We start from the raw sequence: 26297 nt of genomic DNA on the forward strand, positions 1-26297 counted from the left end.
CCTGCGGTTTGGCTGGACTGGCGCGCGACGTGCACTATAAGCCGGACGCCCGGAGGGCGGCTAGCATGCCTTGACTTGTGGCAAAGTGCCAGCCCTGCTTGGCTGGACTGACCAAGCGCATTGAGGTAGCTTTGCCGGTTACGCGGGGGCGTTCCAGCCCCAGATACTCAGGCTTTTTTCGCTCGCTGGCATTGATGATAGTCAACGGCCCGCGCGGCGCATGGCTTGGCACGGGCTTCGCCCGCTTAATTCATCAGTCACTGACGCTAGGTTCACCATGGCTCAATACGTCTTCACCATGCATCGGCTGGGAAAAGTTGTTCCGCCGAAGCGGGAAATCCTGAAAAATATTTCGCTGTCCTTCTTCCCCGGCGCCAAAATCGGCGTGCTCGGCCTCAACGGTTCGGGTAAGTCCACGCTGCTGAAAATCATGGCCGGCGTCGACACCGAGTTCGAAGGCGAAGCCCGCCCTATGCCGGAACTGAACATCGGTTACCTGCCGCAGGAACCAATCCTGGACCCAACCAAGACTGTGCGTGAAGTGGTCGAGGAAGCGGTCAGCGTGATCAAAAACGCCCAGGCGCGCCTGGACGAAGTCTACGCCGCCTACGCCGAGCCGGATGCCGACTTCGACAAGCTGGCCGCCGAACAGGCCAAGCTCGAAGCCATTCTGCAGGCCAGTGACGGTCATAACCTGGAACGCCAACTGGAAGTCGCCGCCGATGCGCTGCGCTTGCCGGCTTGGGATGCCAAGGTCGAATTCTTGTCCGGTGGTGAAAAGCGTCGTGTGGCCCTGTGCCGTCTGCTGCTTTCGGCCCCCGACATGCTGCTGCTCGACGAACCAACCAACCACTTGGACGCCGACTCCGTCGCCTGGCTGGAACATTTCCTTCACGATTTCCCGGGCACCGTGGTTGCGATCACGCACGACCGGTACTTCCTGGACAACGTGGCCGGCTGGATTCTTGAGCTCGACCGTGGCGCCGGTATCCCGTACGAGGGCAACTACTCCGGTTGGCTGGAAGCCAAGTCCGATCGTCTGGCCGCCGAATCCAAGCAGCAATCGGCCCATGAAAAAGCCATGAAGGAAGAACTGGAGTGGGTGCGCAAAGGCGCCAAGGCCCGCCAGTCCAAATCCAAGGCACGTCTGCAACGCTTCGAAGAAATGCAGTCCCAGGAATTCCAGAAGCGCAGCGAAACCAACGAGATCTACATCCCGGCCGGTCCGCGCCTGGGTGACAAGGTCATCGAATTCAAGAACGTTTCCAAAGGCTATGGCGACCGCGTGTTGATCGACAACCTGTCGTTCTCCATGCCAAAAGGCGCGATCGTCGGCGTTATCGGCGGTAACGGTGCGGGTAAATCCACCCTGTTCCGCATGCTGATGGGCAAGGAAACGCCGGATTCGGGCAGCATCGAGATTGGCGAAACCGTGCAACTGGCCTGTGTGGACCAGAGCCGTGATGACCTCGACGGCAGCAAGACCGTGTTCCAGCAAATCTCCGACGGCTCTGACCAGATCCGCATCGGCAACTATGAAATTCCGTCGCGCACCTATGTTGGCCGCTTCAACTTCAAGGGCGGCGATCAGCAGAAGTTCGTCAAGGACCTGTCCGGCGGTGAGCGCGGTCGCTTGCACCTGGCCCTGACCTTGAAAGAGGGCGGCAACGTGCTGCTGCTCGACGAACCGTCCAACGACCTCGACGTTGAAACCCTGCGTTCCCTGGAAGAAGCCCTGCTGGACTTCCCGGGCGCCGCCATTGTGATCTCTCACGATCGGTGGTTCCTTGACCGCGTCGCGACCCACATCCTGGCGTACGAAGACGACTCACAAGCGGTGTTCTTCGAAGGTAACTACACCGAGTACGAAGCGGACCGTAAAAAGCGTTTGGGCGAAGCTGCTGCCCAGCCGCACCGTGTACGGCACAAAAAACTGGCCTGATCCGGCTGGTTGAAAAAAGCGGGGCCCTCGGGCTCCGCTTTTTTTTGCGCTGGGGTTTTGCAGTGTTTTTGATGGCCCTATCGGGAGCAAGCCCCCTCCCACATTTGATTTGTGAACACATCCAAAATGTGGGAGGGGGCTTGCTCCCGATAGCTATTTCCCGACTAGTGCACAACCTGGTTTTGAGATCCCCTTTTAGGTGCGAAAAAACCCTGTTTCCTGTGTTTATTTATATCCAATGCACCATTTAAATTCACAAAAGCGACATTTTGCCCTGTCGCGGTGCGACATGAATTGATAAAGTCCGGCTCAATCTCCCTTAAAAACAATCAATTTGCCGAGACTTTTCATGATCGAATCCGTCGAATCCTTCCTTGCCCGCCTCAAAAAACGCGACCCAGACCAGCCAGAATTCCACCAGGCTGTAGAAGAAGTCCTACGCAGTCTGTGGCCGTTTCTTGAAGCCAATCCCCATTACCTGACCTCGGGTATTTTGGAGCGCATCTGCGAGCCGGAACGAGCGATAACGTTCCGGGTTTCGTGGGTCGATGATCACGGCAAGGTCCAGGTCAATCGCGGTTTCCGTATCCAGATGAACAGCGCCATCGGCCCCTACAAAGGTGGCCTGCGTTTCCACCCGTCGGTGAACCTGGGCGTGCTGAAATTCCTCGCCTTCGAACAGACCTTCAAGAATTCCCTGACTTCGTTGCCAATGGGCGGCGGCAAAGGCGGCTCGGACTTTGATCCAAAAGGTAAGAGCGACGCCGAAGTCATGCGTTTTTGCCAGGCATTCATGAGCGAGCTGTACCGCCATATCGGTGCGGATGTGGATGTGCCGGCTGGCGATATCGGCGTGGGTGCACGTGAGATCGGCTTCCTGTTTGGCCAGTACAAGCGCCTGAGCAACCAGTTCACCTCTGTGTTGACCGGCAAAGGCATGACCTACGGCGGCAGTCTGATCCGTCCGGAAGCGACCGGATTTGGTTGCGTGTACTTCGCCGAAGAGATGCTCAAGCGCGACGGTAAACGGGTCGAGGGCAAGCGTGTGGCGGTCTCCGGCTCAGGCAACGTCGCCCAATACGCGGCGCGTAAGGTGATGGACCTGGGCGGCAAGGTGATTTCCTTGTCTGACTCCGAAGGCACCCTGTACGCCGAAAGTGGTTTGACCGAGGAACAATGGTCGGCGCTGCTGGAGCTTAAAAACGTTCAGCGTGGGCGCATCAGCGAACTGGCCGAGCGTTTCGGCCTGGAGTTCCGCAAGGGGCAAACGCCGTGGGACCTGGCCTGCGATATCGCCCTGCCATGCGCCACCCAGAATGAACTCGGCGCCGACGCCGCCCGCACCTTGCTGCGCAACGGCTGTATTTGCGTGGCCGAAGGCGCCAACATGCCTACAACGCTTGAGGCTGTGGATATCTTTATCGAGGCGGGCATTCTGTTCGCACCGGGCAAGGCATCCAATGCCGGCGGCGTGGCGGTGAGTGGCCTGGAAATGTCGCAGAACGCCATGCGCTTGCTGTGGACCGCTGGTGAAGTGGACAGCAAGCTGCACAACATCATGCAGTCGATCCACCACGCTTGCGTGCACTACGGCGAAGAAAACGGCCGCATCAACTACGTGAAGGGCGCGAACATCGCAGGCTTCGTGAAAGTCGCCGACGCGATGCTGGCCCAAGGCATCGTCTAGGTCTCGGCTTCGATACGCAGCACTTCGATCAGCTGATCGCCAACGGGGCGCTTCCACAGCACCTCATCACCCACCTGGGCGCCCAGCAACGCGCGGCCCAGGGGTGAACCCCAGTTGATCAGGCCTGTGCTGGCGTCGGCCTGGTCTTCACCGACCAACTGGATGCGCTGTTGCTCGTCATGCTCATTGGCGAAGGTCACCCAGCTGCCAATCTGCACCTTGTCGGTGCCGGTGGCCAGCGCCACGACCTGGGCGCTCTGGACGCGTTGGTTGAAGTAGCGTAAATCCCGCTCAAGATCGGCCTGGCGCTGCTTATCGGCCTGCTCACCCTTGGCAGATTCGGCACTGTGCTCAGCGTTCAACTGTGCAACCTTGGCCTGTAACTGCGCCAACCCTTGCGCGGTCAAGTGATTGGGTTGCTCACTGACCTGACGCTCCACTGGCTGATCAGCTTGGGCGGCGGCGTTATCCTCATTTACAAAAGCTCGGCTCATGACGTTCTCCCTCTATGGAGCTTGGGCCATGTTCGCTGCGCTTTAGTTTCGATGGATGTCTGAAAGCGACCTATTGCGAGCGATAGGCCCGAGCGGCATCGCGATCCTTCTCGTGCTGCCAGGCGCGCTCACGGTCGTCCCAGTGATTGTCCTTGTAGTCGCGCAGTTCTTCGTTTTCACGCATGGCCTTGCACTGGCGAAAGCCGTCCTCCCAGCCTTCGGCGTATGTCCGGTCTTTCAGGTAGCGCGGGACATTTTTGCGAAACTCCCCGGAAATCACTCCGGCGGCCTGGCGACCGCTGCTGCAGCCATCGTCAAATCCATCGGCGAAGGCCGGTGGATAACCTCTGGCCAGCAATTCCTGATGAGTCGATTGACAACCCGCCAGCCACACCATCGCACACAGTATTACTGCATACCGCCACATTGCTTGCTCCCTGGCCGTTTAACGGCTGATAGGGGAAGTCTAGATAGGGATTTGTCGGGGAGGTGTGAAAGGGGTGTGAGAAAGGTGTGGAGCACGATGAGATCGGTCGGTGAGTGCCGAACCGGTGATGAGGAAGCTGGGCTCCCTCACCACAAAAGACTATGTGGCCTGGCTGTTCGCCAAAGCCCTGTGTTCCGCCAATTCCTGCTCAATGAATGCCGCAATCATTGCGCGATAGACCTGCTCGGTTACCTCGGGGTTTGCGCCCACGGTCTCCGATAATTCCCGCACCTTGGTGATCACCTGCTCAACCCGCTGTGGGGCTTTGACGCCATCGGTGTCTTTTTTGAAGCGTGCTGCCTGTGATACGTAGCGGCCTCGTTCGGCCAGCAGGGTGACGATTTGCTGGTCGAGGCGGTCGATGTTGTTTCGAACGTCTTCAAGGGTGGTGCAGGTAACGGCCATGTCGAGTGAACTCCTGATTGTGCGGGCAATGCTAACAAAATATGGGAGGTGGCTTGCTCCCGATAGCAGAGTGTCTGTCAGTCAATACTTAACTGAAACACTGTCATCGGGGGCAAGCCCGCTCCCACATTTTTGATTTTCGCCAGGCTTTGGTCAGTAGTGATACCACTTCACTTCAAGCATCACTTCATTCACCGGCGTCGACAGGTGGCTGTACTCGCGCTGTGCGCTCAGGCGCAGGCCCAGGTTACGGGACAGTTCCCACTGTTGGTTGAGGCTGATGCTGCGCCGCACTTCACCATTGGTGAAGAAATCGCCCTTGGCTTCCAGGCTCAAGTTGCCCAGCGGGTTTTTCCACAGCACGCCGGTGTTGAAGCCGGCTGCGGGGGAGATGGCTTCGTTGAAGTCGTTGTTGTGTTCCACGCGCACGGTGCCGAGGGCGAAGCCGAGCATGTCGTCGCGTAGTTGCCAGGTGCCGCCGGCGCCGCCGTTGACGTGGGCGACCAGGGTTTCGTCGTCGTGTTTGCCCGGCACGCGTTCCAGGCCACCGGTGACTTGCCAGGACCAGGGTTGCAGCAGGGCGTTGCGTGGGGTCAGGGAGCGGATGGTAGCCAGGTCCAGTTGCTGCAATTGCCAGTGGTTACCTTCGTACTGGCGCAGTTTCATTTGCAGGATTTCAATCTGGGCGCCGAGGGGGAAGCCTTCGGCGTTGTCGTTGAGGTCGTGGTAGGCCATGCGCAGGCCGTATTCACCGAAGGCTTTGTCGCCCCGGGTGCCGATGCCAGCTTGCCAGGTACGCGACTCATGGCCGTTTTCCGGCAGGCCGGGAGGCGTGATCTTTAGATCGGGCGCGGGGTTCTGGTTGATCGCGCGCAGCAGTTCGAAGCTGCGTTGGGAGCGTGCGGTGTCCCGTTCAAGGCCATTTGCACGGTAGCGGCCCAGGCGATAGGCGGCGTCGATGATCAGGGCCTGACGTTCGCGGGGTAACGCTTTAAAAGCAGGCTCTTGTAGTTGCTGCTGGTCATCGCTGACCTTGAGCACCCATTGCTGCTCGTCGCTGTCCAGCGGCTTTGCGCGCTCCAGCAACTCGCGCTCGCGGGACGGTCGGTAGTCGATCTTCTCGACCAGGCCCGCGTCCTTCACTGCCTTGACGGTGTCGGTAGGAATGGCGGTCAGCGGGAATTGCTCGGTCAGGCGCAGGCCGGGGCGGGCCACTTGCAGCAGTTCCAGCAGGCGATAGGAGCAGTTTTCGTCGAAGAAGAAATAGTCGAACTGGATCTGCTTGAGCTCCCACACGTGCTCAACCATGCGCTCGGTCTCGACCTGGGTGAGGTTAAGGCGATATTCCCACAGGTCGCGGTTTTCGAGGCTGCGGTACTCGGAGAGTTTTTCCTGGTAAGGCACCAGCGCGAACAGACCGGGGTAGCCGCCCATCAGGCCTTTCCAGGCGTAGAGAATGCTGTTGTCCGAGCCTTCTATATAGGCGCCGAAGTTGATCGCGTAGCTGAGCAGCGCGGTCTTGTTGCTCTGCACGTCGGCCTGGTCGATACGCAGCAGGGTGTGGCCGAACATCGAGGACGGGCTGTTGAGGTAGGCCGCCGGGAAGATCATCACCGCGCTATGGGGCGAGACGTCCTTGAACCATTGCTTGAATTCGGTGCAGTCCACGGCGGGCAGGTCAGTCAGGTGCAACTGATCCTTTAACCAGCGGGTACGTGCGGGGTAGACACATTGGGCGTGTTTTTCACCCAGGCTGGCCGGAGCATAGAGTGCTTCAACGGTGGCCTTGAGTTCGGCATCCGGGTGATGGGCACCATCGGGGGCGAGGAAAAATTTCTGCTCGCTGACATAACTGCGCCAGCCACTGATTTTGCCGGCTTCGTAATGGCCCAGCGAAAGCCAGAACGGATCGTTGGCCAATTGCTGCAAACGTTGATCATCAAGGTGCGGTGCTGCGTACAGCGGGGCGCAGGCGAAGAGTGCCATCCAGGCAAAGCGTTTGAGCATAGGGGCAACTTAAGTCGGAAATTAGAGAGACCCAAAGGGGAAGCGGGTCCAAAAATAAAACCCGCGCCTGGGGAGGCGCGGGCAGGTCGAGCTTAAGCCTGGGTAGCGTATTTCGCCAGACGGGCATCGCCTTTCAGTACAGCCAGAGTGTTATTGTGCACGTCTTCAGCGGTCACATCGGCCTTGCTGAAGATTTGCTGGAAGTGTTCGTGAGCCACTGCAGCGAAGTGTTCGCGATCTTCCGGAGCAACGCCCAGTACCACCGCGTAAGTGGTCAGTGCTTCGCCATTACCCTTGGCCATGTCTTCGGACAGCTCGTTCATCATGCCATTCATGGCAATCCAGGACTTACCGCCGTAGGTCAGCGCGCTGTTGGTGCTGCAACCGTTGGTGCCCGAGGTCATGCCGAAGGTGGCGTTACCCGAAGTACCGTTGGTGGTGGAAGCCAGGAAGTGAGCCGGAGTGCCGCGCTGGCCTTCGAACAACATGTTGCCCCAACCGCAGTTCGGGCCACCTGGTGCTTCAGCCATTGCATTGAGGGAGACGACGGTGAAGAGAGTACCGAGAAGGATCCGTTTCATAGCTTTGTTCTCTTTGTGTGCAAACCAATGGACAAGGGTTCAGGCACTTCATAGCGCCCTAGGGATCGGTTATTAGTCCAACCCGCGCAGTTTGGAGTTTAGGCACGTTCCAAGGGTTCCGTGTGTTTTTATAAAACAATCAGAGATGTCGCGATTTTTTTGTAGGACTCATTCGGTGTCTACGCTTTCACAAAGGCTCGCCTTGCCAGAGCGCGCAACGGGGAGCCAGAATGCCGTCATCTGCCCCGCCTGATGTAAGGAAGCCCGATGCCTGATCCTGTTGCTGCCAGCCTGCGTCTAGCGCCCGAAGCGCTGACTCGTCCTTTTTCCGCTGAACAGTTCAGCTTCTCGACCACCAATGATTTGGAGCCCTTTCGCGGTGTGCTTGGCCAGGAACGCGCAGTTGAAGCGTTGCAGTTCGGTGTGGCCATGCCACGCCCCGGTTACAACGTGTTTGTCATGGGCGAGCCGGGCACCGGTCGCTTCTCGTTCGTCAAACGCTACCTGAAGGCCGAAGGCAAGCGCCTGCAGACCCCGGCGGACTGGGTCTATGTGAATAATTTCGATGAACCCCGCGAACCACGCGCCCTGGAACTGCCAGGCGGTGCAGCGGCGGCGTTCATTGCCGATATCAACGGCTTGGTCGACAACCTGGTGGCCACCTTCCCGGCGGTCTTTGAGCACCCGACTTATCAACAGCGCAAAAGCGCCATCGACCGCGCGTTCAACCAGCGTTACGACAAGGCCCTCGATGTGATCGAACGCCTGGCTTTGGAAAAGGACGTGGCGCTGTACCGCGACAGTTCCAACATCGCGTTCACGCCGATGCTCGACGGTAAGGCGCTGGACGAAGCCGAGTTTTCGCAACTGCCGGAAGTAGATCGCGAGCGTTTCCACACAGATATTTCCGAGCTGGAAGAGCGCCTCAACGAGGAGTTGGCCAGCCTGCCGCAGTGGAAGCGTGAGTCCAACAACCAACTGCGCCAGTTCAACGAAGAAACCATCACCTTGGCCCTGCAACCTTTGCTTGCGCCACTGTCGGAAAAATACGCTGAGAACGCAGCTGTCTGCGGTTACTTGCAGGCGATGCAGGTGTACCTGCTGAAAACTGTGGTCGAGCAATTGGTCGACGACGCCAAGACCGACGCCCAGGCCCGCAAGCTGCTCGAAGAGCAATACTGCCCGAGCCTGGTGGTTGGGCACCCGGTCAACGGCGGCGCCCCAGTGGTGTTTGAACCGCACCCGACGTACGACAACCTGTTTGGCCGTATCGAGTACAGCACCGACCAGGGCGCGCTCTACACCACCTATCGCCAACTGCGACCGGGTGCCTTGCACCGTGCCAATGGCGGGTTCCTGATCCTCGAAGCCGAAAAAATGCTCAGCGAGCCGTTCGTGTGGGACGCCCTCAAGCGCTCCCTGCAATCGCGCAAGTTGAAGATGGAATCGCCTCTGGGCGAGCTGGGCCGTCTGGCTACCGTGACCCTCAACCCGCAAATGATTCCGTTGCAGGTCAAGGTGATCATTATCGGTTCGCGCCAGCTTTACTACGCGTTGCAGGACGCCGATCCGGACTTCCAGGAGATGTTCCGGGTGCTGGTGGATTTCGACGAAGACATCCCGATGGTCGACGAAAGCCTGGAGCAGTTCGCTCAGTTGCTCAAAACCCGGACCTCGGAAGAGGGCATGGCGCCGTTGACCTCGGACGCGGTGGCGCGGCTGGCGACTTACAGCGCGCGGCTGGCGGAGCATCAGGGCCGTTTGTCGGCGCGTATTGGTGACTTGTTTCAACTGGTGAGCGAGGCGGACTTTATCCGCCACCTGGCCGGCGATGAAATGACCGATGCCGGCCATATCGAGCGCGCCCTCAAAGCCAAGGCCACCCGTACCGGCCGCGTGTCGGCACGGATCCTGGATGACATGCTCGCCGGGGTGATCCTGATCGACACCGCCGGTGCGGCCGTGGGCAAGTGCAACGGGCTGACGGTGCTGGAAGTCGGTGACTCGGCATTCGGCGTACCGGCGCGGATTTCCGCCACGGTGTACCCGGGCGGCAGCGGCATTGTCGACATCGAACGTGAGGTTAACCTCGGTCAGCCGATTCACTCCAAGGGCGTGATGATCCTCACGGGTTACCTGGGCAGCCGTTATGCCCAGGAATTCCCACTGGCGATTTCGGCGAGCATCGCGCTGGAGCAATCCTACGGTTATGTGGACGGCGACAGTGCGTCCCTGGGCGAGGCGTGCACCTTGATCTCGGCCCTGTCGAAAACCCCGCTCAAGCAATGTTTTGCCATCACCGGTTCGATCAACCAGTTTGGTGAAGTGCAGGCGGTAGGTGGGGTCAACGAGAAGATTGAAGGCTTCTTCCGTCTCTGTGAAGCGCGCGGTTTGACCGGTGAGCAAGGGGCGATCATTCCTCAGGCCAACGTTGCTACGTTGATGCTTGATGAGAAGGTCTTGCAGGCCGTCCGTGCCGGGCAGTTCCATATCTACGCGGTGCGCCAGGCCGATGAGGCGTTGAGCCTGTTGGTGGGTGAAGACGCGGGTGAGCCGGACGCCGAGGGGCAGTTCCCGGAAGGGACCGTCAATGCGCGAGTGGTCGAGCGTTTGCGTGCGATTGCCGAGATGATCAGCGAGGAAGACTTGAAAGAGGCGGAGAAGGAGTTGGCGCAGCAGGCGCTGGCCGAAGCCAAGCCCACCTGAGTTCTGAGGCCAGGCCGGGTCAAACATGTGGGAGGGGGCTTGCTCCCGATTGCGATAGGTCAGTCATCTAAATGTCGACTGACACACTGCATCGGGAGCAAGCCCCCTTCCACATTTGGAACTGCTTGCGTCACTAAATTGACTTCCTTCTGAGGGACTAATGTCCGTTGGTCCCTACGGCCTTGGTTTGTCGGGTTTTTCTTCTATTCTCTGCTTTAGGGATATTCACAGGAGTCGCTGGATAGAAACAGCCTTGCCCCAGGCCGGGCTGAACACCGATCTGCCGAGGGTCGCCGCCATGCCGCGCAACCTTTGTCTTACCCGCCAGTGCTTTGGCCTGGTCACCCGTATCGAATGCTCCATTCGCCCTCTCGCGGGGGATAACGGGATGTGGACCTTGTTATTTGCCGCCGGAATGTCCGGTGAACAGCCGTCCACCATCAAGTCCCAAGGCCCGTTTCATGGGCCTTTTGCGGCGCAAACCATCCTGGAATCGATTGTGGATAGCCTGACCATGCACGGCTATGAAGTGGCGGGCGACCCACAGATCTGGTGCCTGCATATGCAGGCCCATCTGCGGCAGCTCAATGGCAACCATGAGCCGCTTGCGCTGTAGTGGCGGTCACTTGCTGTCGGGCTTGTCCAGCTTGACCTCGAAGCCGTACTGCACGGTGTTCAGGTCGGTGCGCTGGTAGCTTTCCAGTGCGGTTGGTCGGCCGTAGAAATAATGCACGTCAAACATCGCTGTACCGTATTCCTCGGCGCGGTGGCTCACCCCAAGGATTTCCTTGAGGTACTGGCCACTGGCGTCCTTGGCATAGAAGCGCCAGCTGTCGGCCGGGAATTCTTTCTGATCGACGATCAGCGCATTGTCCTTGAGCGACAAGCCCTTGGGCAGCTTGGCCACGTCTAACTCACCTTTCTCGATAGTCGCCAAAAACAGCGGGATTGAGCCCACCACAAACGCCGGGTTTTCCGGGAACAGGGTGAGGTCGTAGGTGAGAGTTCCACGGGCCGGATTCAGCTCGAACGCTTCGGTCGGCAGCTCGATGGGGTCGCCGCGCTCACCTTTTTCGTCCGCCGTAAAAAAGGTAATCGGCGATTCGCTGCTGTTGCGCTCTGCACCGACCAGGTCGTCATTAAAGGTGAACGGGTGGTCGAACACGATATGCGCGGCACTGGCGTCTTCGACAGACTGGCTGATGCTGACGCTGTTTTTCAGTTGTTCTTCGGTCATTGCCGAGTCTTTGAGCCAGCTGGCAGCGCTGTCGTCGTAGACGGTGACCGGCATCGGCAAGGCTTGTACGGTCTTTTCAAGGCTGTTTTTGTCGAAGCGCAACACCGGCAAGTCGAGGTCCTTGCGGGTAACGGACGCCGTGGAAAAGTCCATCACGTTGACCTGCAGGGTATCGATCAGGCCGTTGAAATACACCTTGGCGTAATGACTGCCCTGCTTATGCTCGAAAGCTTTCTGTTCATCCGTCAGTTGTTTTTCGAACCCCTCCGACCAGGCCTTCTGCTTTTGCATCTCGGCCAACTGTTTCTCGTAGAACGCCACTTGCGCGGCACTTTCGTTGATCGAACCTGAGCGTGTGAGGAATTGCCCGGTAGTGTCGCGCGCCTGCACCAGCAGAGGGTTTGGCGACTCGTCGCCGACTTGCGGCGCCAGTGGCTCGCTGTTGGTCAGCTCGATTTCGGCGTAGTTCTTCTCCAGCAGCAGCAAATTGAGGGTGATATTGCCCTCAGTGCGTTTGTGACCCACGTCCTTTTTCGACAGGTCGAACGTCAGCACCTTGCCCGGCGCGATGACTTCGACCGCGCCTTTTAGGGTGACAGGCTGGGGTTGGCTCTTGTTTTCCGTCTCGATGCCGTCGATGAAGGGGTAAGTCACCGTCAGGTCATCGGGGTTGGTCAGGTTGGAGCTGCTGGGGCTTAACTGAATGCCGGGGTCTGTCTCCGACCATTCCGGCTGGAAGGGGATGACTTTGTTGTTGCTCAAGGTGACCGACTGCCATTCCAGGCCATGGGGGAAGGGGAATTGGTCGGGCATGTTGAAACTGAACGGGAAGACCGGCTGCAAATCCGTCAGGTAGTCGGAGTGTGAAGTCTTGCGCAGTACGAACAGGCCATTGATATAGGTATCCACCAGCGCCTGGGGCGTGGGGTAGTGCTTGAGCAGGGCCAGGTTGTCTTCGCCGTACTCGGCCTCGATGGGCTTGGTGGCCAGTTTGACCCGCGCCCGTTCCAGCAATAGCAGCGAACCGCCGAGGTCGGCGACGGCGTCACGCAGTTTGGGGTCTTGGATGCTGTCGAGGGACTGTTCGAATTTGGCGGTTTTCTCTTCGAGGGTCGTCTGCTTCTGCTCGTCGCTGGGGGAGCAGCCGCTGGCCAGCAGCAATGCCGCGCACAGGCCAATGCTGGCCAAAGGGGATCGCACATCCATCATCTGAGTTTTTCCTGTCCGACGTCATCGAGCCGAGTTGAGATGGGCTCGACACTAGCAGAAAAATTCTCTTACAGATGCCGCCTGGGTCAGTTTTCTCGCGCTTACAGGTGTCTTGTAGCGGCTGGTATACTCGCCGCCATTTTTAGCCAAGCTGTGTGAGACCCCATGGAACGCTTTATCGAAAACACTATGTACGCTTCACGCTGGCTGCTGGCGCCGATCTACCTGGGGTTATCCCTGGGTTTATTGATCCTGGCGCTGAAATTCTTCCAGGAAATCATTCACGTGATTCCCAACATTTTCACAATGCTGGAAGCGGAAGTGATCCTGCTGCTGCTGTCGTTGATCGACATGGCGCTGGTGGGTGGCTTGCTGGTGATGGTGATGATTTCCGGCTACGAGAACTTCGTGTCGCAGCTGGATATCGATGAAAACAAGGAAAAGCTCAACTGGCTGGGCACCATGGACTCTTCGTCGCTGAAGATGAAAGTGGCGGCGTCCATCGTGGCGATTTCCTCGATCCACCTGCTGCGCATCTTCATGGACGCCAAGAACGTCGATCCCCAGCACCTGATGTGGTACGTGATCATCCACATGACCTTCGTGGTCTCGGCCTTTGCCATGGGCTACTTGGACAAGCTCACCAAGCACTGATGCCCTGCGTGCGCTGGCCTTACTGCTCGATGAAGTAGTAAGGCTGGCGACCGATCTTCATCTCCTTGATCACGGTGATCTTCCCGCTCAGTTGGCGGGTGTTGTCCAGCAATGCAACGTTGCCGGGCTTGGCCGTGAGAAAACTGTGTAATTCAGCTTCGGTCTGCAGGATCGGCAAGTAGGCCTGCAGATAGAACACGCTCGCCCCGGCGATGCGCTCATTGGGCTGGAACATCACCACGTTCTTACCTTCAGTTTGAAACGCCCTGGCCTGACTGATCACGGGTACGAAAGACTCGCGCTTGTCTGCTTTGGGTGCGAACCAGAACGCCGCCGTCAGGTAGCTGACCATTGCCAGGCTGAACACGCCGATGATCACAACCCGGTGGTAGCGGTACAGCGCCGGCTTGCGCACCTTGAGCCATTCCAACAGCACACCTGCATATTCTGCTGCGAGCACGGCGGCGGCTGGCGTGAGTGCCATCAGGTAAACGGTGCGCTTGCTGGACGCCAGAGTCAGCAGAGTGAACTGCGCCACCAGCCAGACACTGAAAAACAGGCGGTAGCGATCGCGCACCAGGCTTTTTCGAAAGTGCCACAGGCCCAGGTACACGAGGATATTCCAGGGCAGGAACGCTTGCGGCAGCTTCGCGAAGTAGTAGTAAAACGGCTCGTAATGCCCAGCCTCGACGAACGACCCGCTGAACCGCCCGACGCTGTTGGTCCACAACACTTCGCCCACGGCCTGCATCCCGCCGCGCTGGAACAGGAAGCCCAGCCAGATCATTAACGGCACCAACGCCAGCACGGTGAACACGCCCGGTTTGAGCCACTCGCCGATACGCAGGCGCTTGTCCATCAGGCTGATGCTGGTCAGGTACACAAAGATCACGATGCCCGGCAACGCGAGGCCCAGCACGCCTTTGCTCAGGGTGGCGATCACCATGCCGGCGGTAAACAGCATCCATGCCCACGCACTGGAACCCTCACGCCCGGGTCGCACGGCTTGGTAGAACGCCAGCAGCGCGGTGGTCACGCCCAGGCTGAGCAGTGAATCTTCACCCACGCCGCGCACATTGCCCCAGTAACTAGCCATGGTCGCGAGGATCAGCGCTGCGCAAAACGCCAGTGCCTTTGGGCGTCCGAACCTGCGCAGCATTCCATAGAGCAGCATCACGCTGAACAGACCGGCAAATGCCGAAGCCAGCCGTACCGCCCCAGGTGTGCCGCCAAACAGGCGAATCGCTCCGGCGTCCAGCCACAGGCTCAGGGGCGGCTTTTCCAGGAAGGGCTCACGAAACAGTTGCGGTACGACCCAGTCATTGTCCAAGTGCATGGCCATAGCAATGCCCGAGACACGGGCCTCGGTGGAGCCTTGCAGTTCATGGTTACCCAGGGCCAAGAAGAACAGCAGACCTGCAAGCAGGAGCAGCAGAGGAGCGGGACGCGTCATGGAGTCTGGCTACCGAGAGAAGGGGGATCGTTTGAGGGAAAGGCTCACAATCGATGAGTATAGGGAGGTGATTCTTAATATTTCATGAATGGGCGTGGGTTATGTCGCTGGGCCAGGAGGTTGACGACCCCCTGGCTTCGCGTGAGGCATTACGAGGCTTTGACTTTGAAGCGACTCAGGCCCTGTTGCATGGAGTTGGCCCGTTCCGACAGGTTCTTGGCCGCCACTGCGCATTGCTGGGAGTTTGCCTGGTTCTGCTGGGTGACTTCGTCGATCTGCTCCAGGCCGATGCTCGCCTGTTGCAGGCCGGAAGCCTGTTCGCTGGAGGCTTGGTAGATCAACGACACCAGGCTGGAAACCGTGCTGGTGCCAGTGACGATATTTCTCAACGAGTCGGCGGTGCGGCCGGCGATGATCATGCCGCGTTGCGTTTTGGTCGAGGAGTCGGCAATCAACGCGGCGGTTTGCTGGGCGGCTTCGGCGCTGCGGGCGGCGAGGCTTCTGACTTCGTCGGCGACTACCGCAAAACCACGCCCCAGTTCGCCGGCGCGTGCGGCCTCGATAGCTGCGTTCAACGCCAGCAGGTTGGTTTGAGCGGCGATGTTGTCGATGGTGGTGATAATCGCGGTGATGTCTTTGCCCGAATTGTCGATTTCCGCCATGGCCGCGATCAATTCACTCATCAACTTGTCACTTTCCCCGGCGTCGGCGCGCGAGGCTTGGGATTGCTCGTCTGCCTTCTTCGCATTGGCGGCGTTGTCGGTAGTCTGCGCTGCCATCTGGGTCATCACGGCACTGATTTCGGTGATGGACGATGCAGAATTGGACGCGCCGTCGGACAGCGACTGGCTCAACTCGGTGACCTGCGCGGAACTGCCGGTGATTTGCGTGGCGCTGGCCTGCACTTGGGAAATGAGGGTGTTCAGGTTACCGACCATTTTTTCCAACGATTTGCCGAGGGTGTCGTTGGGGGAGGACAGGCGCACTTCCAAATCCAGGTCCCCTTCGGAAATACGCTCGGCCACACGCACCTGGCGTTGCAGGCTTTCCGACATATCGTTCAAGGCAAAGGACAATTGGCCGACTTCGTCATCAGATTTCTGCACCAGCCGGCGAGAGAAATCACCCAGGCTGATATTCGCGGCCAGAGCGGCAGCTTCACGAATCGGGCCGACGATTTTCGCTGTGGCAAACCACAGCGCCAGCAATGCCAGCAAGGAGACACCTACGCCGACCGAGACCTGCCAGATGCTGCTCTTGACGCCGCGTGACTGCAGTTCCTGCTCCAGGGCCAAGGCCTGGCTCATGACCACCGCCTTGGGCAGATGGATCAAAATCGCCCACGGCTTGCCGGTGCGCCCCAGATTGATCGGCATCTGTACTTCGATTTCCTGGGAGTCCTGATTGAGCCGGCTGTCTCCCTGGCCTTTTTGCACATTCGCCAACACCTTTTCCCAAGTGCCTGGCAACAAGCCTTTCAGTGACTGGCCAATGAATTCCGGGCGTTTACTGTCAGCCACCACGAGCCCTTGATTGCTCAGGATCGACACGGAGCCTTTGCCGCCATACAGGTCTGCGGACATTTGCTCGCTGAGTTTCTGGATAAATGAGATATCGAAGTCAGCCCCGACCACGCCGTAGAACTTGCCATTGGCAGTGATAGGTACCGATAGCGTGGTCAGCCACACATTTTTGCCTTGCACCACGTAGGGAAGTGGGTCCAGCACGCTTTCTTTCTGGGTGTCCCGTGGGCCTGAGTACCAGCCGCCCTTCAACACGCCATTGGGGTGGCGGGCATCGGAGTCGTACTCAACCAGCGGTTGCACGGCGATATGGCCATCTGAACTGCGTGTCCAATAGGGAGTGAAGCGACCCGTCAACGGGTTGTTACCGCCCTCATTGATACGAAAGGCTTGGTCCTGGCCGTCCAGCGCATCCGGTTCCCAGCATGAATACGTGCCGTTGAAGTCGGGGTTGTCCTTGAGCACGCTGAGCAGCATCGTATTGATCTGCTCACGGCTGAGGGTCAGTGGGCTCTGCGCACTTTTACTCGCTCCCAGCGTATTGGCCATTGTGCGTGCCGAATCCAAGGCGTTCTGCAGTTTTGCCTGGATGGCATTGGCACGCGACTCAGCCAGGTTTTGCACTTCGCGGATAGTGGCGCTTTCAATCAGGGCTGAAACTTCAGTGCCGACATACGCTTGATTGGCGCTTGAAGAATAAAGGCCATATGAGACCAGGCTCGCACACGAGATAAACAGGCAGAGTCCGGCAGTGAAGCAAATTCGAGTCTGCAATGAGTTGAATTTCATGATATTTCCTGCCCATGCTAATAGTCGTCAACATCATCGAATGTCGACATTTCGGTACTTCTTTTGCACAAGGCACGGTGTTTTATCATTGGCTGCTTAGGCATGGACATGCTGTACAGCGCTTGGAGTTACTTAATGCTCTTTGGGCATCTCTTCGTCGAGCCATAAACGTTCGGTGTTTTTAAAACCGTAACGCTGGGGCGGTACCCGCGCGACAATTCGGTCGGGTTGTTCGGGATCACTCAGGTCTATTATTTTCGGCGTTACATAAATATTTAGAACGGGCAGAAAGAACACTTTGATTTTTGGTGTCAGTAACGACTCGGGATGTTGTTCTATCACTACACCGATACTGCCACTTTTCAATTGAACGATAGAACCGACCGGGTAAATACCCACGGACTTTAAAAACGCGCGGAATACCTCGTCATCAAAATGCCCTTCCCATGTGGACATTTGCTGGATGGCGACGGCGGGGTCCCAGCCCTGGTTGTAGGAGCGGTCCGAGGTGATTGCGTCGTAGACATCGCACACCGCAGCCATCCGAGCCACCAGACTGATCTGGTCCCCTACCAACTGATGGGGGTAGCCGGTGCCGTCGACTTTTTCGTGGTGATGCAGGCATACATCCACGACCATTTCGCACATCTGCGAGGTCGCTTGCAGGGTTTTTTCCCCTTCCAGTGGATGGGTACGCACCAACTGCAATTCGTCAGTGCTCAACCGGCCAGGCTTGTTGAGAATGGCGCCCGGTATGGCCATTTTGCCGATGTCGTGCAACAGCCCGGCCATACCGACGCGACGAATCAGTGCGGTAGAGAGGCCCAATTGATTGCCGAGGGCAATCATCAACGCACACACGGCGACTGAATGCATGTAGGTGTAGTCGTCGATGCTTTTCAGGCGTGCCAGGCTGATAAAGGCATTAGGGTGGCGGGCGATAGAGCTCGAAATGTCGTCCACCAATGCACTGATGTGCTCAAGCTCCAGGGCCCGGCCCATGCGGGCATGGCCGAACATCTCGACAACGGCGGTTTTAGCGCGACTACAGATTTCCTGTGCGGCGACTAATTCGTTTTGCATGGATGTGGGGATGGCTGGGACGGCTGGCGCAGCCGCTTGGGCCGTAGCGGCCGGTTGAGCGCCGCAGCCCAAGGCGCACGGTGCCTGCGACGGCTCACCGCCCCGCCAGAATGGCTTTGCCTCGCCATCAGGCGCCTGAAGATCGAGTTCATTGCACTTCAACATGGTATGCCCTCTGTTGATGGTCTTTTTATACGTTGTTCATCAGCCTCCTTGGCTTGAGCAGTGTCGTTTTGCCTTTCAGGTAGGGCTCACGGCCTTGATACGTGCGACTACACGACCTGCCAGGTCATCCGGGCGAAACTTCGCGAGGAAGTCATCGGCCCCGACTTTCTTGACCATGGCCTGGTTGAAACCGCCCGATAGGGACGTGTGCAGCACGATATGCAACTTGGCCATGCGTGGGTCGCTGCGGATTTCGGCGGTCAGCGTATAACCGTCCATTTCCGGCATTTCGATATCTGAAATCATCATCAGAAACTCCTCATCCGGGTTGCGCCCCTCGTCAAGCATGGCCCGAAGGTAATCCAGCGCCTGGCGACCATCGTTCAAGGCGACGACCTCGACACCCACTGTCTCCAGGCAGCGGGTCACCTGTTTACGCGCAACCATCGAGTCATCCACGGTCAGCACTCGCAGGTGTCGAGCCTGTTGATTGACCGCGTCATCCACCACACCAATCGAAATTTCCTCGGACGAGGGCGAGATTTCCGTCAGCACCTTTTCTACATCGATGATTTCAACCAGACGATCATCGGTACGGGTAACCGCTGTCAGGTAATTGTTGTCACCGCTGCCCTTGGGAGGCGGATGAATGTCTTCCCAGTTCAAGTTAACGATGTGTTCAACTGCATACACCAAGAAACCTTGAACTCGGTTGTTGTACTCCGTAAGTATGATAAAGGCGCTTTCTTTATCCGTGATGCCAGGCAGCCCGGTAGCCATTGCAAGGTCTAGAATGGGGATGCAAGCACCACGGATATTCGCAACGCCACAAATGTTGTTATTAGACTTTGGTAGTAGAGATAGCTTGGGGCAGCGAATAACTTCTCTGACTTTAAAGACGTTAATGCCATACAGCTGTTGGTCGTTAAAGCGGAATAGCAATAATTCCAGTCTGTTCTGACCGACCAGTTGTGTACGGCTGTTAACGGATGCCATTACACCTGCCATACACACCCCTTTGATTCTGGTTGGAACAGCGTTGATGTCGTAATGACATTATCATATGTAGGGGAATGTAAAATATATGTGAAAGCGAAATACATTTTAGGTTAATCGTTAAAGCGATAGCCAAGCGGATGATGAGCTACTCAAGTGGATGTTTGAAATTAGTTAGTTGGCTAACTTGCTAGTTTAAGTGTTGAGAATGATTAAGATTAGAAGCCAGGATGCAGCAAAGTTACGGCGCCTTATGCGTTCCACGTCCAGCTTTCGGCTGGCGGCGTGTGGCGGTGAGTACTGTCGAGTTCGAAGGGCTGGCTGGTGGTCATGGTGTTTAGTGAGGGGAGGGGGGAATGGGGATTAAGGGGATAGGGGAGATTTTTTCATGGCGCAACCTCCTTGATTGATGGAGTCGCCATGCATCGCTCCTAAACGAAAGAAGTGGCGACCGTACGCGGGTTGCCAGACCAATAATCAACGAGCCCGGCGAATCCGAAAATGCCCCACGCACAGCGGCCACAAGGCGTATTTTCCAACACCTCCATTGCGTGGAAAGGTCTACCGGCCAGCCCTTTCTTCTCTTAGACAGTCACCCGGTGGTGACTCAGCCCCAGTGCATAGGCAGCGCGTAAATATTGTCAGGGGGCATCACTTGTTGGCTCGGTTGACGGAAGTGACGTCACGGATGGTTCGTCCGCCTATTTCCGAAACGGCTGCGATGCAGTAAGTCGGAGCGGGAGGTAACTGACGGGTGAGATTTAGACCGGGATCCATTAAGAAGGCCGCGCAGCCCTCACTCTCATACCAACTGCAAGGCGTTTGTCCGGTACGGTATGGATGATGAGCGAACCGGTCGCTTTCTATTTACTCGGGGGTACAAAACGACGGCATATTGACTGACGTTCTTATCCGTCAGGTCGCCGGGGATGTCTTCCGAGGCTTCGAGCCACAACGCCGGGACCACGTCACCGTTGGTGCTTCATACGAAATCATATTCACGGGTCCAATCGAAGGTGATTTGGGGGGCTGGCACCGTTTTGTATGGGCCAAAGAGCCAGTTCAGAGAGAACGTTGCTTTGGGACGGGTATGGCACCGTCTGATAGGCGTAAAAGATCTACGGGTTTGTGGAGTTGTTGTGGAGGGTTAACGGGGGAAAGGCGTAGCTGTGTTCACCGGTACCCGTATGGATCGAATGATCTGTGGGAAATTGAACGCTGCAGCTTGCGGAGTGGGTATTGGGTGGGTGTCGCAAGTGCTGTAATGCTTGAGCTCAGTGGATTTCAGGCACAAAAAAAGACGTCCGTGGACGTCTTTAGATGATGAAGTGGTGGAGCCGGGGGGATTTGAACCCCCGTCCGCCAGTACTCCGCTGTCGGTACTACATGCTTAGCCGTGTCTATTAAGTTAACCCTCAGCGACCCGACTGGCAGGGTGCTTTGGGCGAGTTGTGTAAGTTTTAGCCGCTTCGTCCACAACGTACTGCACGGCGATTCTGTTCTATATGACAATCACTTTGGGTTTACAGACATCCCCTGGTGATTGCTGGACCCGAAGGTACCAGAAGCTCAGGTCTAAGGCTGCTTACGCAGCGATAGCGAATTCCTGGCCGTAGTTTTCGTCATTGGCAACTATAAGTAGTTGCAACAGTGGATTTACGAGTTCTGTTACCAACTCGGCATGCACCTAAAGTTTCGCGACCGGCGTCGAATCCTAAACGGCCCCGTGCTTGTAACTCGTTGTTTCATAGTGAGTGACAAGCCTGTGCAGTGTACGCCATACGGTCACCGAAGGCCAACCCGAAGGTTGGCCTTACTGCTTACTTGCCGCCTTTGTTGCTGTTTTGCAGGTCTTGCAGGGTTTTGCTGGTGACTTCGATGCACTGCTTATCATCGCCAGATGCGTGAAATGCCTTGGCTTGGGAGACAACCGTGTCTATTTCCCCACTCTTGCCGGTGGTGTCGGTGGCGAGTGTCGCTTTGGCGTTGTTAATTTTGTCTATATTGATCTGGCACAGGTCTTTTTCACTGTCGGCCGCGAAGACCGGGGACGCCAGCATCGCAGCGGTAACGAACAAGCCAGCAAGAGCGGAACGCTTCATAGGGTATCTCCTTGCGCAAAGGGCTCGACGCTGCTGGCCTTCAAGCGCTGCCAGCGACATCACTGATTGGCCTCGTTCGTCGAGGCCTATTCAAGTGACTACGCTGGCGTGCAGGGGTTCTGTTTTTTTGCAGGATTATTGGGCGCGGGCCTCGGTTACTCGGTCCACGAGGTACACCAGCCCGTGATAATCAATGCCGCCATGCTGGCTCAAGCCGATTTCGCAGGTGCGGCTGGTGGAGATGCCTTCGCTGCAATATTGCACGGCATCCTTGAGGGTGCGCAGTGAGTGGGCATTGAGTTCTGGCGTGGTGAAGCCTTTGTCGCCGGCAAACCCGCAGCAGTGGATGCCTTCTGGAATCACGACGGTTTTGGCGCAGCGACGGGCTAGGTCGATCAGCGCCTGGCTTTCTCCCAGGTGTTGGGTACTGCAGGTGACGTGTACGGCGATCGGTGCTTCCTGCGGCATGAAATCAAGGCGGTCCATCAGGTGCGTGCGGATAAAGCGTACTGGGTCGTAGAGGTCCAGGCGGGTTTCGCCCAGGTCTTGCACCAGACGTAGGGTGCACGGGCTGGTGTCGCAATAGATCGGATCGAGGCCGCCGCGGCTGGCGTGGAGCAGGGCGCCGATCAACTCCTGGCGCTTGTGCTCTGCCTGTTCGGCATAGCCTTTGGACGCGAACGGCTGGCCGCAGCACAGGCTGTCTTGGTTGTCGGGAAAGACGACCTGGTAGCCAGCCTTTTCCAGCAGGCCCCGGGTTTTGTCGTACAGCGACATCTGCTCTTTATCGCCGAACGCCGGGCCCATGGCGCGTGAGACGCACGCCGCCAGGTAGACCACTCGAGGCCGCTCATCCGTCACAGCCGGGCTGAAACGAATCGCCTTTTCCGGCTGTGGCATAGCGCTGCTCCACTGCGGAATTTGTCCCTTGGACAGCTTGGTCACGGTGGCAGACAGCTTCGCCAGGCGAGGAGCGCCGAGCAGCATGCGAGCACCATTGGCGACATGCAGGGTAAAGCGCGCACCGCGCAGTGCGGTGGCGAAATGGGTGGCAAGCCATTCGGCTGTTTTCGTACGGTCGGCGTCACGACTGCGCAGCTTTTTCACCAAGTCGCCGGTATTGATTCCCACAGGGCAGCGCTGGGCGCATAGCCCGGTGGCTGCGCAGGTGTCGATGCCTTGGTAGTGGTAGGCGGCTTCCAGTTCGGTGGTGTCGACGCCGGCGCGTTTCTTCGCCTGAATGTCGCGCCAGATCACGATGCGCTGGCGTGGGCTCAACGTCAGGCCTTTTGAGGGGCACACAGGCTCGCAGAAGCCGCACTCGATGCACTTATCCACAAGCTCGTCGGCTGCAGGCAGTGGTTTGAGGTGCTTGAGGTGAATCTGCGGGTCGTTGCTGAGCACTACGTCGGGGTTGAGAATGCCGTTGGGGTCGAGCAGGCGCTTGAGCTGCCACATCAGTTGGTAGGCATCGCTGCCCCATTCCAACTCGACGAATGGCGCCATATTGCGTCCGGTACCGTGCTCGGCTTTCAGTGACCCGCCGAACTCGACGGCCACCAGTTGCGCCACGTCATCCATGAACGCTTGGTAGCGTGTGACTTCTTCGGCGCTGTTGAAGCCTTGGGTGAACACAAAGTGCAGATTGCCTTCCAGGGCGTGTCCGAAAAGGATGGCTTCGTCGTAGTGATGTTTGTCGAACAGTTCGATCAGACGGTTTACGCCGATGGCGAGTTGCTCGACGGGAAAGGTTACGTCTTCGATGATCACCGTGGTGCCGGTTTTGCGCACAGCGCCGACGGCAGGAAAGGTGTCCTTGCGAATCGCCCAGAGTCGGGCGTTTTCTACAGGGTCTTCGGTGAAATCGACCTGTTTCTCGACGGGGAAAACGGCCAGGGACGCCATGATCAGCGCCATTTGCTCATGCAGCAAAGAAGGTGATGCCGCGCGGGATTCGATGAGCAGCGCGCAGGCATTTTCCGACAGGTGTTGTACGAAGGCGGGCATGCCGGGTTTGTTCTGGACCGAACGCATGCTACGTCGATCCAGCAGCTCTACGGCTGAGACCGGCTGGGTTTTCAACACGGTTACTGCGTTGCAGCACGTCTCCACATTGGGGAACACAATCAATGCCGAGGCTTTGTTGGGATGATCGATCACGGTGTCGTAGGTCACTGCGCTTATAAAGCCCAGCGTCCCCTCGGAGCCGACCAGCAGATGGCTAAGAATATCCAGTGGTTCATCGAAATCCACCAGGGCATTGAGTGACAGTCCTGTGGTGTTTTTCAGACGATATTTGTGGCGGATTTTCGCGGCGAGTTCGGCGTTTGCCCGCGTCTCGCGACCCAGTGTCGCCAGGCGTTCAAGCAGCGCGCCGTGCCGCTCACGAAAGGCGCTGACGCTGGCCGCATCTTCGGTGTCCAGGCAACTGCCGTCGGCCAGCACCAGACGAATGCCAGCCAAGGTGTGATAGGTATTTTGCGCGGTGCCGCAGCACATGCCGCTGGCATTGTTGGCGACGATTCCGCCGATCTTGCAGGCATTGATCGATGCGGGATCCGGGCCGATCTTGCGCCCGAACGGCGCCAGCCAGGCGTTGGCCTGGGCACCGATTACGCCGGGTTGCAGGCGGATCTGAGTCCCGTGCCCGCGAATCTCGCGGCCGTTCCAATTGTCTCCCAACACGATCAGTACGGAGTCGCTGATCGCTTGACCGGACAAACTGGTGCCGGCCGCGCGGAAGGTCACCGGCACGCGCTCACGCTGGGCCAGTTGCAGCAGAGCTACCACTTCACCTTCCGACTCCACGCGGATCACTAGTTGTGGGACCAATCTGTAAAAACTGGCGTCGGTGCCGAATGCGAGGGTGGAAAGTGGATCGTCGAAACGCCGATCTTTTGGGATCAGCTGTGCGACGTCAGCTAAGAAAGCGGCAGGCAGACTCATGGGGCCTCCAGGATCAGCACCCCCAGGGCGCCGTATTGACACGAATGCGCAATGCCGACGCCGAGGTTACCGCCCGGCGTCGGCTATTACCCTATTGCTTGTGGCTTTAGTGCACCAGCATGCCGGTAAACCAGTAGGCCTGAGCCAGCGTGATCAGCCCGACGATTGTGGCGAAGAAGAGGCTGTGCTTGAGGGTGAAGCGGAACAGATCGGATTCCTTGCCCACCAGGCCGGTTGCGGCGCAGGCCACTGCGATCGATTGCGGCGAGATCATTTTGCCGGTGACGCCGCCGCTGGTGTTCGCGGCTACCAATAGGGTGTCGTTGACGCCGATCTGGTGCGCTGTAGTGGCTTGCAGCGAGCTGAACAGGGCGTTGGACGAAGTGTCGGAGCCCGTCAGGAAAACGCCCAGCCAGCCAAGGAACGGCGAGAAGAACGGGAAGGCTGCACCGGTACCAGCCAATACCAGCGCCATGGTCGACGACATGCCGGAGTAGTTGGTGACGAAGGCAAAGGCCAACACCATGCCGATCGACAAGATTGGCCAGCGCAGTTCGTAGAACGTCTCTTTTAAAGTGGTAAGACCAATCTTGATGTTGATCTTCAGTACTAGCATCGAAATCAGTGCGGAGAAGAAAATCGCTGTACCAGTGGCTGAAATTGGGTCCAGCTTGAATACCGCTGGAATGGCAGTCGGGTTGGTCACGATGGGTGCGACCTTGACCACCAGTTGGTCCAGGTGTGGGATCGCGAAGTTGAATACCCAGCTGTACATAGAGCCGCCGGCGGCGAACATCGCCTTGAACGGTTTGAGCGTCCAGATAGTGACCAGCACGGTGAGGATCAGGAATGGCGACCAAGCCTTGAAGATCTGCCCCAGGCTATAAGGCGAGGCGACGGTGCTGCGTGGCAAGCCGAAGCCGCCAACGCTGGCGGTAATGGCTACGCCGGAGGTTGCGCCCGCAATCTGCGCGCCTGCGGTGCGCTTGGGCTGCCAGACTTTCAGGAACAGGGTCAGGGAAATCAGGCTGGCCAAAGCCGAGGTGATGTCCGGCAGTTCCGGGCCGATGAAGTTGGACGTGAAGTATTGAGTGATGGCAAAGCTCAAGCCAGCGACCAGCGCAGCCGGCCAGGTTTCGCGCACACCGCGCAGGCCATCCATCATAAATACCAGCCAGAACGGCACGAACAGCGACAACAGGGGCAGCTGGCGTCCGGTCATGGCGCCGATCTTGAAGGCATCGATACCGGTCACTTGCCCGGCAACAATGATCGGAATCCCCAGGGCGCCAAAGGCAACGGGCGCGGTGTTGGCAATCAGGCACAAGCCGGCTGCGTACAGCGGGTTGAACCCCAGACCTACCAGCAATGCGGCGGTAATTGCCACGGGGGCACCGAAACCGGCAGCGCCCTCCAGGAAGGCGCCAAAGCAGAAACCGATCAGCAGCACCTGTAAGCGTTGGTCATCGGTGATCGACAGCACCGAGCTGCGGATGATCTCGAACTGGCCACTCTTGACCGTTAGTTTGTAGAGAAACACCGCCGCGACAATGATCCAGGCAATAGGCCAAAGACCGTAGGCGAAGCCGTAGCCAGCAGCGGCCAGCGCCATATCTACTGGCATCTGAAAGGCAAAGATTGCCACCAGTATCGACAGCGCCAACGTGATGCTGCCGGCCACGTGGCCTTTGAGGCGAAACACGGCCAGGGCCAGGAAGAAAAATACGATCGGAATAACGGCGGCCAATGCGGACAGGCCGAGGCTGCCGAGCGGGCTGTAAAGCTGTTGCCAGGTTTGCATATGGGGTGGCCCCTAATTGTTGTTGGTCAG

At 58.0% G+C, this 26297-nt stretch carries 18 protein-coding genes, 1 other RNA gene and 1 pseudogene; 5 read left to right on the forward strand and 15 right to left on the reverse strand.

The window, feature by feature from the left end; translation table 11 throughout:
• The first annotated feature begins 277 nt into the window (after positions 1-277).
• Positions 278-1942: an energy-dependent translational throttle protein EttA gene (ettA, locus tag ACVWXD_RS29145; RefSeq protein WP_032884676.1), complete on the forward strand. Its 1665-nt coding sequence runs from the start codon at positions 278-280 to the stop codon at positions 1940-1942.
• Positions 1943-2291: 349 nt separating this feature from the next.
• Complete coding sequence (gdhA, locus tag ACVWXD_RS29150; RefSeq protein ID WP_032884677.1) at positions 2292-3629, forward strand: NADP-specific glutamate dehydrogenase; 1338 nt, start codon at positions 2292-2294, stop codon at positions 3627-3629.
• On the opposite strand, the gene ACVWXD_RS29155 is transcribed toward gdhA, so the two are convergent.
• From ACVWXD_RS29155 to ACVWXD_RS29175, 5 genes are all read right to left on the reverse strand, one after another.
• On the reverse strand, positions 3626-4123 hold the full coding sequence (locus ACVWXD_RS29155; RefSeq protein ID WP_122681725.1) for a GreA/GreB family elongation factor: 498 nt from the start codon (positions 4121-4123) through the stop codon (positions 3626-3628). The genes gdhA and ACVWXD_RS29155 overlap by 4 nt on opposite strands.
• A gap of 70 nt (positions 4124-4193) precedes the next feature.
• On the reverse strand, positions 4194-4550 hold the full coding sequence (locus ACVWXD_RS29160; RefSeq protein WP_032884679.1) for a hypothetical protein: 357 nt from the start codon (positions 4548-4550) through the stop codon (positions 4194-4196).
• 159 nt (positions 4551-4709) lie between these two features.
• Entirely contained in the window at positions 4710-5015 is a 306-nt protein-coding gene (locus ACVWXD_RS29165) for a chorismate mutase (RefSeq protein ID WP_032884681.1), read from the reverse strand.
• A 153-nt stretch (positions 5016-5168) separates the two neighbouring features.
• Entirely contained in the window at positions 5169-7022 is a 1854-nt protein-coding gene (locus ACVWXD_RS29170) for an Lnb N-terminal periplasmic domain-containing protein (RefSeq protein ID WP_032884682.1), read from the reverse strand.
• A 92-nt stretch (positions 7023-7114) separates the two neighbouring features.
• Complete coding sequence (locus tag ACVWXD_RS29175) at positions 7115-7603, reverse strand: DUF3015 domain-containing protein (protein WP_027605327.1); 489 nt, start codon at positions 7601-7603, stop codon at positions 7115-7117.
• Between the two features lie 267 nt (positions 7604-7870).
• Here ACVWXD_RS29175 and ACVWXD_RS29180 point away from each other — a divergent pair, with 267 nt between their 5' ends.
• Positions 7871-10309, forward strand: coding sequence for a Lon protease family protein (locus tag ACVWXD_RS29180; protein ID WP_032884683.1), 2439 nt, complete (start codon positions 7871-7873; stop codon positions 10307-10309).
• 298 nt (positions 10310-10607) lie between these two features.
• Positions 10608-10925 carry a PA4575 family protein gene (locus tag ACVWXD_RS29185; protein ID WP_032884774.1) on the forward strand — a complete coding sequence of 106 codons (318 nt, stop codon included), beginning with the start codon at positions 10608-10610 and terminating at the stop codon, positions 10923-10925.
• Positions 10926-10931: 6 nt separating this feature from the next.
• Here the strand turns inward: ACVWXD_RS29185 and ACVWXD_RS29190 are convergent, their stop codons facing one another.
• A complete protein-coding gene (locus ACVWXD_RS29190) occupies positions 10932-12755 on the reverse strand; it encodes a hypothetical protein (RefSeq protein ID WP_081797591.1) in 1824 nt (607 codons plus the stop codon).
• A 165-nt stretch (positions 12756-12920) separates the two neighbouring features.
• Here ACVWXD_RS29190 and ACVWXD_RS29195 point away from each other — a divergent pair, with 165 nt between their 5' ends.
• Positions 12921-13409, forward strand: a complete 489-nt coding sequence (locus tag ACVWXD_RS29195; RefSeq protein WP_005791582.1) for a TIGR00645 family protein — start codon at positions 12921-12923, stop codon at positions 13407-13409.
• Between the two features lie 19 nt (positions 13410-13428).
• Here ACVWXD_RS29195 and ACVWXD_RS29200 read toward each other — a convergent pair whose 3' ends face one another.
• The 9 genes and pseudogenes from ACVWXD_RS29200 to ACVWXD_RS29240 all read right to left on the reverse strand — a co-directional run bounded on the left by ACVWXD_RS29200 (position 13429) and on the right by ACVWXD_RS29240 (position 26267).
• Entirely contained in the window at positions 13429-14862 is a 1434-nt protein-coding gene (locus ACVWXD_RS29200) for an ArnT family glycosyltransferase (protein WP_286818351.1), read from the reverse strand.
• Between the two features lie 149 nt (positions 14863-15011).
• Positions 15012-15917: a methyl-accepting chemotaxis protein gene (locus tag ACVWXD_RS29205; protein ID WP_371260674.1), complete on the reverse strand. Its 906-nt coding sequence runs from the start codon at positions 15915-15917 to the stop codon at positions 15012-15014.
• Positions 15912-17174 (reverse strand): annotated as a pseudogene (locus tag ACVWXD_RS29210) (PDC sensor domain-containing protein); the annotation flags it as partial. The gene ACVWXD_RS29205 and the pseudogene ACVWXD_RS29210, both read right to left, overlap by 6 nt.
• Positions 17175-17306: 132 nt before the next feature.
• Positions 17307-18422, reverse strand: a complete 1116-nt coding sequence (locus ACVWXD_RS29215) for an HD-GYP domain-containing protein (protein WP_260367953.1) — start codon at positions 18420-18422, stop codon at positions 17307-17309.
• 75 nt (positions 18423-18497) lie between these two features.
• Positions 18498-19430, reverse strand: coding sequence for a chemotaxis protein CheV (locus tag ACVWXD_RS29220; protein WP_032884688.1), 933 nt, complete (start codon positions 19428-19430; stop codon positions 18498-18500).
• Positions 19431-20747: 1317 nt separating this feature from the next.
• Positions 20748-21144, reverse strand: a transfer-messenger RNA (tmRNA) gene (gene ssrA, locus ACVWXD_RS29225).
• Positions 21145-21238: 94 nt separating this feature from the next.
• Complete coding sequence (locus ACVWXD_RS29230; RefSeq protein WP_260367930.1) at positions 21239-21520, reverse strand: hypothetical protein; 282 nt, start codon at positions 21518-21520, stop codon at positions 21239-21241.
• 135 nt (positions 21521-21655) lie between these two features.
• Complete coding sequence (locus ACVWXD_RS29235) at positions 21656-24466, reverse strand: FAD-binding and (Fe-S)-binding domain-containing protein (protein ID WP_286818378.1); 2811 nt, start codon at positions 24464-24466, stop codon at positions 21656-21658.
• A 106-nt stretch (positions 24467-24572) separates the two neighbouring features.
• Positions 24573-26267: a lactate permease LctP family transporter gene (locus ACVWXD_RS29240; protein ID WP_032884701.1), complete on the reverse strand. Its 1695-nt coding sequence runs from the start codon at positions 26265-26267 to the stop codon at positions 24573-24575.
• Positions 26268-26297 lie beyond the last annotated feature (30 nt).

It is taken from the genome of Pseudomonas sp. TE3911, assembly GCF_054062775.1.

Coding starts and splice junctions, on each gene's coding strand:
- ACVWXD_RS29230 (WP_260367930.1), bottom strand. CDS start 21,520: ATGAAGCGTTCCGCTCTTGCTGGCTTGTTCGTTACCGCTGCGATGCTG.
- ACVWXD_RS29190 (WP_081797591.1), bottom strand. CDS start 12,755: ATGATGGATGTGCGATCCCCTTTGGCCAGCATTGGCCTGTGCGCGGCA.
- ACVWXD_RS29185 (WP_032884774.1), top strand. CDS start 10,608: ATGCCGCGCAACCTTTGTCTTACCCGCCAGTGCTTTGGCCTGGTCACC.
- ACVWXD_RS29195 (WP_005791582.1), top strand. CDS start 12,921: ATGGAACGCTTTATCGAAAACACTATGTACGCTTCACGCTGGCTGCTG.
- ACVWXD_RS29205 (WP_371260674.1), bottom strand. CDS start 15,917: ATGTCGGAAAGCCTGCAACGCCAGGTGCGTGTGGCCGAGCGTATTTCC.
- ACVWXD_RS29160 (WP_032884679.1), bottom strand. CDS start 4,550: ATGTGGCGGTATGCAGTAATACTGTGTGCGATGGTGTGGCTGGCGGGT.
- ACVWXD_RS29215 (WP_260367953.1), bottom strand. CDS start 18,422: ATGTTGAAGTGCAATGAACTCGATCTTCAGGCGCCTGATGGCGAGGCA.
- ACVWXD_RS29240 (WP_032884701.1), bottom strand. CDS start 26,267: ATGCAAACCTGGCAACAGCTTTACAGCCCGCTCGGCAGCCTCGGCCTG.
- ACVWXD_RS29170 (WP_032884682.1), bottom strand. CDS start 7,022: ATGCTCAAACGCTTTGCCTGGATGGCACTCTTCGCCTGCGCCCCGCTG.
- ACVWXD_RS29200 (WP_286818351.1), bottom strand. CDS start 14,862: ATGACGCGTCCCGCTCCTCTGCTGCTCCTGCTTGCAGGTCTGCTGTTC.
- ettA (WP_032884676.1), top strand. CDS start 278: ATGGCTCAATACGTCTTCACCATGCATCGGCTGGGAAAAGTTGTTCCG.
- ACVWXD_RS29180 (WP_032884683.1), top strand. CDS start 7,871: ATGCCTGATCCTGTTGCTGCCAGCCTGCGTCTAGCGCCCGAAGCGCTG.
- ACVWXD_RS29155 (WP_122681725.1), bottom strand. CDS start 4,123: ATGAGCCGAGCTTTTGTAAATGAGGATAACGCCGCCGCCCAAGCTGAT.
- gdhA (WP_032884677.1), top strand. CDS start 2,292: ATGATCGAATCCGTCGAATCCTTCCTTGCCCGCCTCAAAAAACGCGAC.
- ACVWXD_RS29235 (WP_286818378.1), bottom strand. CDS start 24,466: ATGAGTCTGCCTGCCGCTTTCTTAGCTGACGTCGCACAGCTGATCCCA.
- ACVWXD_RS29165 (WP_032884681.1), bottom strand. CDS start 5,015: ATGGCCGTTACCTGCACCACCCTTGAAGACGTTCGAAACAACATCGAC.
- ACVWXD_RS29220 (WP_032884688.1), bottom strand. CDS start 19,430: ATGGCAGGTGTAATGGCATCCGTTAACAGCCGTACACAACTGGTCGGT.
- ACVWXD_RS29175 (WP_027605327.1), bottom strand. CDS start 7,603: ATGAAACGGATCCTTCTCGGTACTCTCTTCACCGTCGTCTCCCTCAAT.